The 10098-nt window shown below is 38.0% G+C and carries 4 protein-coding genes, 2 tRNA genes and 2 rRNA genes; 2 read left to right on the top strand and 6 right to left on the bottom strand.

Annotated elements, in window-relative coordinates:
* The 4 genes from V4538_05650 to V4538_05635 all read right to left on the bottom strand — a co-directional run.
* Positions 1-2364: ribosomal RNA gene (locus tag V4538_05650) — 23S ribosomal RNA — on the bottom strand; the annotation flags it as partial.
* A gap of 94 nt (positions 2365-2458) precedes the next feature.
* A tRNA-Ala gene (locus V4538_05645) sits at positions 2459-2532 on the bottom strand.
* Positions 2533-2542: 10 nt separating this feature from the next.
* A tRNA-Ile gene (locus tag V4538_05640) sits at positions 2543-2616 on the bottom strand.
* Between the two features lie 134 nt (positions 2617-2750).
* A 16S ribosomal RNA gene (locus tag V4538_05635) occupies positions 2751-4274 on the bottom strand.
* Between the two features lie 768 nt (positions 4275-5042).
* On the opposite strand from V4538_05635, the gene V4538_05630 reads away from it, so the two are divergent.
* Both V4538_05630 and V4538_05625 read left to right on the top strand, forming a co-directional pair.
* On the top strand, positions 5043-7775 hold the full coding sequence (locus V4538_05630; GenBank protein MES2380502.1) for a 2-oxoglutarate dehydrogenase E1 component: 2733 nt from the start codon (positions 5043-5045) through the stop codon (positions 7773-7775).
* 97 nt (positions 7776-7872) lie between these two features.
* A complete protein-coding gene (locus V4538_05625) occupies positions 7873-8409 on the top strand; it encodes a hypothetical protein (GenBank protein MES2380501.1) in 537 nt (178 codons plus the stop codon).
* Here the strand turns inward: V4538_05625 and V4538_05620 are convergent, their stop codons facing one another.
* Both V4538_05620 and V4538_05615 read right to left on the bottom strand, forming a co-directional pair.
* Positions 8410-9591 (bottom strand): hypothetical protein, encoded by a 1182-nt coding sequence (locus V4538_05620; protein MES2380500.1) that lies wholly within the window; start codon positions 9589-9591, stop codon positions 8410-8412.
* 13 nt (positions 9592-9604) lie between these two features.
* Positions 9605-10090, bottom strand: a complete 486-nt coding sequence (locus tag V4538_05615) for an RNA polymerase sigma factor (protein ID MES2380499.1) — start codon at positions 10088-10090, stop codon at positions 9605-9607.
* Between the last annotated feature and the right edge of the window lie 8 nt (positions 10091-10098).

The raw sequence follows: 10098 nt of genomic DNA, 5'->3' as shown, positions 1-10098 counted from the left end.
GATCAGCCTGTTATCCCCAGCGTACCTTTTATCCTATGAGCGATGGCCCTTCCATACAGAACCACCGGATCACTATACTCTACTTTCGTACCTGCTCGGCTTGTATGCCTCACAGTCAAGCTCTCTTGTGCTATTACACTCTACGTACGGTTACCAAGCGTACTGAGAGAACCTTTAGAAGCCTCCGATACAATTTTGGAGGCGACCACCCCAGTCAAACTACCCACCATGCAATGTCCCATTTATAATGGTTAGACTCCAAGTAAATAAAGGGCGGTATTTCAAGGTTGACTCCTTAATGCCTAGCGACACTAACTCATAGTCTCCCGCCTATCCTACACATCATTTACCCAAAGTCAATGCAAAGCTATAGTAAAGGTGCATGGGGTCTTTCCGTCCCGATGCGATTAACCGGCGTCTTCACCGATACCACAATTTCACCGAGCTCACGGTTGAGACAGCGCCCAGATCGTTACACCATTCGTGCAGGTCGGAACTTACCCGACAAGGAATTTCGCTACCTTAGGACCGTTATAGTTACGGCCGCCGTTTACTGGGGCTTCGATTCAATGCTTCGCTTACGCTAACATCCCCTCTTAACCTTCCAGCACCGGGCAGGTGTCAGGCCTTATACTTTATCTTTCGATTTTGCAAAGCCATGTGTTTTTGATAAACAGTCGCCTGGGCCATTTCTCTGCGGCCTCACCGAAGTGAGGCACCCCTTTTCCCGAAGTTACAGGGTTAATTTGCCGAGTTCCTTAACCGTGGTTCACTCGAGCTCCTTAGAATATTCATCCCGACTACCTGTGTTGGTTTACGGTACGGGCTAATGTTGGAGCTTTTCTTGGAAGAGATTTTGTAACTTCGCTTTGTCCGAAGACTCAGCTCAACGTACTATTCCGTCAGTACGTAGTTACCACGTCTCTCCGTCCCTCTCAACTGGTACAGGAATATTAACCTGTTGTCCATCGACTACGCTATATCGCTTCGCCTTAGGTCCCGACTAACCCTGATTCGATTAACGTTGATCAGGAAACCTTAGTCTTTCGGAGTGCAGGTTTCTCGCCTGCATTATCGTTACTTATGCCTACATTGGCTTTTCTAACCGCTCCAGCATAACTCACGTTACACCTTCACCGCTGTTAGAATGCTCCCCTACCGATCGTATTTCAGATCCCATAGCTTCGGTATTAATCTTGATGCCCGTTTATCATCCACGCTCAATCGCTCGACTAGTGAGCTGTTACGCACTCTTTAAATGAATGGCTGCTTCCAAGCAAACATCCTAGCTGTCTTTGCGATTGAACCACGTTAGTTCAACTTAGATTAAATTTGGAGACCTTAGCTGATGGTCTGGGTTCTTTCCCTCTCGCCCTCGGACCTTAGCACCCAAGGGCTCACTCCCGCATATATGTCAGTAGTATTCGGAGTTTATCTGAGCTCGGTAGGCTTTGACACCCCCTCACCCAATTAGTAGCTCTACCTCTATGACACTCAACTGCGAGGCTGTTCCAAAAAACATTTCGGGGAGTACGAGCTATCTCCCAGTTTGATTAGCCTTTCACCCCTACCCACAGGTCATCCCGTAGCTTTTCAACGCTAATGAGTTCGGACCTCCATGTCGTGTTACCGACACTTCATCCTGCCCATGGGTAGATCACTCAGGTTTCGCGTCTGCCCCTACTAACTTTACGCCCTATTCAGACTCGCTTTCGCTTCGGCTTCGAACCTTAAATTCTTAACCTTGCTAGTAAGGAGCAACTCGTAGGCTCATTATGCAAAAGGCACGCCATCATCCCATCCGAAGAGGGACTCTGACCGCTTGTAAGCGTATGGTTTCAGGTTCTATTTAACTTCTCTATTCGAGATTCTTTTCACCTTTCCTTCACAGTACTAGTTCACTATCGGTCTCTCAGTAGTATTTAGCCTTACCAGATGGTGCTGGCAGTTTCACGCAAGGCGTCTCCGACCCCGCGCTACTCAGGATACTGCTATGTTCATATTGTTTACGTGTACGGGACTGTCACCCTATTTTGTCTGTCTTTCCATACAGTTCTACTTCGCGTTATGTAACAATGTTGCAGTCCTACAACCCCAATAATGCCGAAACATTATTGGTTTGGGCTCTTCCCGTTTCGCTCGCCACTACTCAGGGAATCATTTTTATTTTCTCTTCCTCCGCTTACTTAGATGTTTCAGTTCAGCGGGTTGTCCTTTCGTCCTGATAAATCAGGAGGGTTTCCCCATTCGGATATCTGCGGATCATTTCTCTTTGGCAGATCCCCACAGCTTTTCGCAGCTTAACACGTCCTTCTTCGTCTCTGAGAGCCTAGGCATCCCCCATACGCCCTTAGTAACTTAATCCTTTAATTTGGAATATTCTAATTTACAATTGTGGTTAATTGTTATTGTTTTCTTTCAATATGTCAAAGAACTTATCGTATATAGATACGATTTGTGGAGAATATCGGAGTCGAACCGATGACCTCCTGCGTGCAAGGCAGGCGCTCTAGCCAGCTGAGCTAATTCCCCAATAGCGGTGTAGTCCCGGGCAGATTCGAACTGCCGACCTCTACATTATCAGTGTAGCGCTCTAACCACCTGAGCTACGAGACTATTTTATTAATCTTACTCACTCAAGAGGTTTTAACCCTCCTGATAATTCTGCTATTGGCTTTATGCTTTTAAGAACTATTTTTCTAATTTTTGAATAATAATGAGATAGCAAACTTCAAATCTAGAATCTCTAGAAAGGAGGTGGTCCAACCACACCTTCCGGTACGGTTACCTTGTTACGACTTAGCCCCAGTTACTAGTATTGCCCTAGGCCGCTCCTTACGGTTACAGACTTTAGGCACTCCCAGCTTCCATGGCTTGACGGGCGGTGTGTACAAGGCCCGGGAACGTATTCACCGGATCATTGCTGATATCCGATTACTAGCGAATCCAACTTCATGAGGTCGAGTTGCAGACCTCAATCCGAACTGAGCGCGCTTTTTAGGGATTGGCTTCATGTTACCATGTTGCAACCCTTTGTAACGCGCATTGTAGCACGTGTGTAGCCCTGGACGTAAGGGCCATGATGACTTGACGTCATCCCCACCTTCCTCACTACTTACGTAGGCAGTCTCTTTAGAGTCCCCAGCTTAACCTGATGGCAACTAAAGATAGGGGTTGCGCTCGTTGCGGGACTTAACCCAACACCTCACGGCACGAGCTGACGACAGCCATGCAGCACCTTGTTTTGTGCCCCGAAGGGAAAGTACCTTTCGGCACCGGTCACTCACATTCAAGCCCAGGTAAGGTTCCTCGCGTATCATCGAATTAAACCACATGCTCCTCCGCTTGTGCGGGCCCCCGTCAATTCCTTTGAGTTTCACCCTTGCGGGCGTACTCCCCAGGTGGAATACTTAACGCTTTCGCTTAGACGCTGACCGTATATCGCCAACATCGAGTATTCATCGTTTAGGGCGTGGACTACCAGGGTATCTAATCCTGTTTGATCCCCACGCTTTCGTGCCTCAGCGTCAGTTTCGGTTTAGTCATCTGCCTTCGCAATCGGTGTTCTGTAACATATCTATGCATTTCACCGCTACATGTTACATTCCAATGACCTCAACCGAACTCGAGACTTACAGTTTCAATGGCAGTTCTTCAGTTAAGCTGAAGGCTTTCACCACTGACTTATAAGTCCGCCTACGCACCCTTTAAACCCAGTAAATCCGGACAACGCTTGGATCCTTCGTATTACCGCGGCTGCTGGCACGAAGTTAGCCGATCCTTATTCTAACGGTACCGTCAACTATTTACACGTAAATAGATTTCTTCCCGTTCAAAAGCAGTTTACGACCCATAGGGCCTTATTCCTGCACGCGGCATGGCTGGTTCAGGGTTGCCCCCATTGACCAATATTCCCTACTGCTGCCTCCCGTAGGAGTCTGGTCCGTGTCTCAGTACCAGTGTGGGGGGACATCCTCTCAGACCCCCTAGACATCGTTGCCTTGGTGAGCCGTTACCTCACCAACTAGCTAATGTCACGCATGCCCATCTTAAACCCCCGTAGGTTTAATATATCTAATATGCATTAAATATATATTATGCGGTATTAATCTCTCTTTCGAGAGGCTATTCCCCTGTTTAAGGTAGGTTGCATACGCGTTACGCACCCGTGCGCCACTAAACTAGTTCTATTGCTAAAACTAATCTCGTTCAACTTGCATGTATTATGCCTGCCGCTAGCGTTAATCCTGAGCCAGGATCAAACTCTCCATAGTAAAAGTTTATTTGATTGTCTGACTTTCAAGATTTGAATTCTCAAAGTTAAAAATGTTATTTCTAACAAGGTTTGCTATCTCATTATTTTCAAAGAACTTTATACCTTAAACTAATCTCTCGATTAATTTGATATGTCATTTTTTAATTCCCTCATTTCCTCTTTCACTTTCCGTCTCTCCTATTTTAAGGGGTTGCAAAGGTAATTACTTTTTTTTATTTTGCAAGAAAAATATTTTTTTTCTTTTACTCTTTAAAATTTATCGGGCTGCAAAGGTATTTTTTATTTTCTCTTTTACAAGTTTTATTTTTTTCCTCTACTCCTATTTTTAAAGGGCTGCAAAGCTAATTTTATTTTTATATTTTACAATATATTTTTTTCGCTTTTACCTTTTTTCTTTAGAACTGTCCCTCATTTAAGGGGCTGCAAATGTAGACCCTTTATCCAGCTCTCCAAATTTATTTTATAGCCCAATCCACATCTACCCTGTTTATCAAGACTATATTTTTTTTATCATCTTTTAATAACCCCGTTTTACTGCATTCTTAACACATTATACACTGTATTTATATTCGTTCTTTTATATCATTTTCGCTTTATTCTATATTATCTATATATAAAAGCTATCAAGTTTGATACAGAATTAACCATCGAAACGATAATAATACCTATTTATATTGATAAATATTATGCTTTTAAGGTAAGGAATCACTTTAGCCCAAGATATATTCTACTATATTTGCATGGAATATAATACTACAAGTACTTTATGGATAAATTCTCTTATGTAAGTAATGCAGATGTTACTGCGATTGATAACTTATATCAACAATATTTAAATGATAATGATTCGGTAGATTTTGGTTGGAAAAAATTTTTTGAAGGTTTTGATTTAGGCCAACAAAAATTTTCTTCACCTAATAGTACTTCTTCAGATCAACTGGTTTCTGAAGACATGATAAAAGAAATTAATGTTTTAAATCTAATTAAAGGTTACAGAACCAGGGGACATTTATTTACTAAAACAAATCCTGTAAGGGAAAGAAGAAAATATGCTCCCAATTTATCTATAGAAAATTTTGGTTTAGCAGTAACTGACTTGGATAAAACTTTTAATGCTGGTATTGAACTAGGTATTGGGGCTGCAAAACTAAAGGATATTATATTACACTTAGAGCAAACGTACTGTCAAAGTATTGGGGCTGAATTTACTTATATTAGGAATCCTGAAAAACTAGCTTGGTTACAAGAAAAAATGGAGGGTAACAAAAACACTCCTAAATTAGGTATAGAGGATAAAAGACATATTTTATCTAAATTAAATCAAGCTACTGTATTTGAAAATTTTATTCATACTAAGTTTGTTGGACAAAAACGTTTTTCATTGGAAGGGCTTGAAACGCTTATACCTGCACTTGATGAGGTTATTCAATATGGTGCGGAATTGGGTGTGGAAGAATTTGTACTTGGAATGGCTCACAGGGGCCGCTTAAATGTATTGGCAAATATTTTAGGTAAATCATACGAGGATATTTTTAAGGAGTTTGAAGGAAAAGGAGCTGAAGATGAAGGAATATTTGAGGGTGATGTAAAATACCATCTTGGATTTTCTTCTGAACTGATAACAAGAAGCAATAAAAAAATAAAACTTAGTTTATCTCCTAACCCATCGCATTTAGAAACGGTAAACCCTGTAGTAAAAGGATTGACAAGGGCTAAGCTTGATAAAAAACATGCCGGTAATATTGATAAAGTTGCACCTATTTTAATACATGGTGATGCTTCGGTTGCCGGACAGGGTGTAGTATATGAAGTATTACAAATGGCTGGACTGAAAGCTTATTCTGTTGGTGGATGTATTCATATTGTAACTAATAATCAAATTGGTTTTACTACGAATTATATTGATGCCAGAACATCGACTTACTGTACGGATGTTGCTAAAACTACTCTTTGTCCGGTTTTTCACGTTAACGCTGATGATGTAGAAGCGGTTGTTTATACCGTAAAACTGGCAATGGAGTATAGACAAAAATTTAACGGTGATGTTTTTATTGATTTATTAGGTTATAGAAAATATGGTCATAATGAAGGTGATGAACCTAGATTTACTCAACCTTTATTGTATAAAGCTATTGCATCGCATCAAAACCCAAGGGAGATATATAACCAAAAGTTATTAAGTGCGGGTAGTGTTGAAGCTGATTTAGCCAAGGAAATGGACGTTAATTTCAGAAAACAACTACAAGAAAAATTAGAAAGTGCAAAAGCAAGTGAACCATCGAAAGCTAAAAACTTTTTAGCTGATAATTGGGCGGGATATAAATCTGCAAAGAGAGAGGATTTTGAAGTTAAAACTAATACGAGCGTTCAATCGGATTTATTTTTAAAACTTGCTGATAAAATCAGCTCAATACCAAGTGGTTTTAAAGCTTTTAGTAAAATTGAAAAACTTTTTACTGATCGCAAAAACATGATTAAAAATGATAATTATGATTGGGCAATGGGTGAGCTAATGGCTTATGCAGCCCTTAGCCAAGAAGGACATAATGTAAGAATGACCGGACAGGACTGTGAAAGGGGAACATTTAGCCATAGACATGCTATTATTAAGCAAGAGGATAGTGAATTAGCGCATAATGTAATTGATAGTTTAGGGGAGGATAAGAAAGGCGAGGTTGAGTTTTATAATTCTTTATTAAGTGAATATGCTGTATTAGGTTTTGAATATGGCTATAGTATGTTTACTCCTAATGATTTAACTATTTGGGAAGCTCAATTTGGAGATTTTGCCAATGGCGCACAAATAATAATTGATCAATATTTAGCGAGTGCTGAAACTAAATGGAAAACTTATAGTGGTTTAACTTTAATGTTACCTCACGGTTATGAAGGTCAGGGACCGGAACACTCTTCGGCTCGTATGGAAAGATTTTTACAACTTTGTGCTAACTATAATATGCAAGTTTGTAATATTTCAACTCCTGCAAATTATTTTCATGCATTGCGTAGACAATTGAAACGTGATTTCAGATTACCATTGGTAGTAATGACTCCTAAAAGTTTATTACGCCATCCTATGTGTGTTAGCAAATTAACTGATTTTACAGAAGGTTATTTTCAAGAAATTATTGATGATGCTACTGTAAATAAAAAAGACGTAAAACGTGTTTTGTTATGTACCGGAAAAATTTATTATGAATTACTGGACTATCAAACAAAAAATAACAGAAAAGATGTAGCTATTGTTAGGGTGGAACAATTGTATCCGATGCCAGAAACGCAATTATCTGCCATTTATGAGAAATATGGTAATGCTGAGTTCTGCTGGGTACAGGAAGAGCCTAAAAATATGGGTGCCTGGCTTTATTTGTTACGTTGGGATAACAACCGCATTTTAAAACGTATCAGCAGGGAGAGCAGTGCTTCACCTGCAACTGGATTTAGTAAAGTTCACGCTAAGGAACAGGAAGCAATTATTGTTGAATCTTTTAATATATAATTCAATTATTTATTTGGGAAGCATTGTTATTAACTAACAATGCTTCTTTTAATTATTTGCAATGGTTTACTAAATTTACCATTGATTATTTTTTACTATGAAATTATTTAAAGTTTTTATTGGCTTTTGGCTATTGATAGGTTTGGTATTTGTAACTTCTTTATTCTTCCCAAGGGAGTTTAAGGTTGAAAGAAGTATTGTTATTGAGAAACCAATATTTGAATGTTATGCTTATTTAAATAATATAAAAAATATAGCTCAATTAAGTCCATGGGATAAAAGTATTGATAGTACGATGCGTTCGTTTTACTCTCAGCAATTAAACGGGACTGGTGCTTCTTATTATTTTACAGGTAATTTATTGGGCTCGGGAAGCTTAAAAATAAGTGAAAGCATAAACAATGAAAAAATATGTACGAAACTGGACTTAAATGGACACGAAATGTCAGCATCAACTACTTTTCTTTTTAAAGGTATTGGTTATAATAAAACTCAATTAACCTGGACTGACTATAAAGATGTAGGTTATAATCCTATTTACCGGTTTTTAATACCATCTAAGGAGAAGGAAACAGCTTTACAATTTGATGAGGGGCTTATGAAAATAAGAATAGCTATTATGAGCTTTAATTAATTACCAGCCATTGGCTACTAAACGTACTTTTTCTACTTCACCGTCTTCGTTATAGGTTTTCTTTACTTTTACTTCTTTTTTGGCCACTTTGTTATATAAGGCTAACATATTTAGGCCTACTGACTCTATAAACGAAATATTTTCCTGTACATTTTCTGGTTTGTTTACCGGAATAACTTCTGATTGTGCTGTATAACGCATTTGCTCTTTTATATAAGCTGAGATATCTACTTGCTTACGAACGGGAACTGAGTTGTTTGCTAGGAATTGGTTGTTATTTTCAGCAATCATTATTTTATTGGTATCAATTGCAGTATTAACCATGCTTTGGTTCGGTATTATTTTATTTATATCAGCTATATTATTCTCTGCAATAATTTTAACTGGTTTTATTGGCTGAACACTTTGATTGGTGTTATTATTATTTAACGGATTTTCTTTGGTTGATTTTTTTGTATTGGTTGGTTGCTTAGGGTTAATGGTGTTAACTGCTGGAGCCTTTTTAGTGCTTTTTTGCGCGGCTGCCGGGTTAATACCTCCAAATGCTACCATTTGTTTGTCCTGCTCATAAATCAATTGCTTTTCAACATCGCTTTTTCTGTTGATTACATTTTTTATTGAATCTTCTTTTTTGTTCACCTTAGCCAATTCTTCTTCATTTGTGGCTAACGCATTATCTTCTTTTGTATTGCTGTTTGTTACAAACAAAAAGAAAATAGCTATAAAAATAGCTGCCATAGAAGCTACTTTAAAATATAGAGGAATGATTCTAGCTGATTTCTTTTTCAAACTTTCTTTATCTTGAAATATTAGTTTATCGGCTAGATCTAATTTTGTTTTAGTAAATAGATTATATTCTTTTTTTAACTCCGGATAGGCTTCAATATCGTGTAATAATTGCAGTTCCTCTTTTTGAGTTAAATTACCCTCTATATGCGATATAATGGCATTATGGTACTCGTTAACTTTTATTTGAGTAGGTTTTTTCAGTGTTTCTTTGTTAAATGAAAACAATGGTTCTTCGGGTATGGATAAATTTGCCTCTTTAAGTAAAGAGAACTCTTCATTAATAGCTGGATTATTTTCTAAAAATAGAAGCAACATAGCTTCTTCTTGCTTATTTAAATTTCCATCTAAATAATCAATTAGTATAGCTTCATAATTATCTTTATTAATTTCCATATTACTAATTTTATTAAACTACGTTTTCTAAAGTACCTATAAACTCTTTCATGCTTAACCTTGCACGGTATATATATACTTTTACCTGACTTTCATTTAAACCTGTTATTTTACCTATTTCTTCGTAACTGTAACCTTCATAATCTCTTAACATAATTACACTGCGTTGTATATCGTTAAGTTTACTTAAAGCCATATCTATTACTTTTTTCAAATCGTTGTAATTATTTTTTGTGGTTAAATAATCATCGTGATAATCTTCGTATGTGGCCTTATATTTATCTTTTCTTATTGAGTCAATCATAGTGTTATAGGCTGCTGTAAATAAATATGACTTTGCTTTTTCAGCAATAATATCATTTACTTTAAGCCACATTTTTTCAAATGTATCTTGTACTATGTCTTTTGCTCTGTCTTCGTCTTTTATATTTTTATAAATAAAACGATAAACTGCATCGGCATAATTTTCTACACATGTATTGTACTCGGTAACAGTCATTCAATAAG

The sequence above is a fragment of the Bacteroidota bacterium genome (assembly GCA_040388375.1).
Classification (GTDB): Bacteria; Bacteroidota; Bacteroidia; order UKL13-3; family UKL13-3; genus JAAFJM01.
The sequence above is the reverse complement of the archived record's forward strand: the minus strand, read 5'-3'. Positions and strand labels throughout refer to the sequence as shown.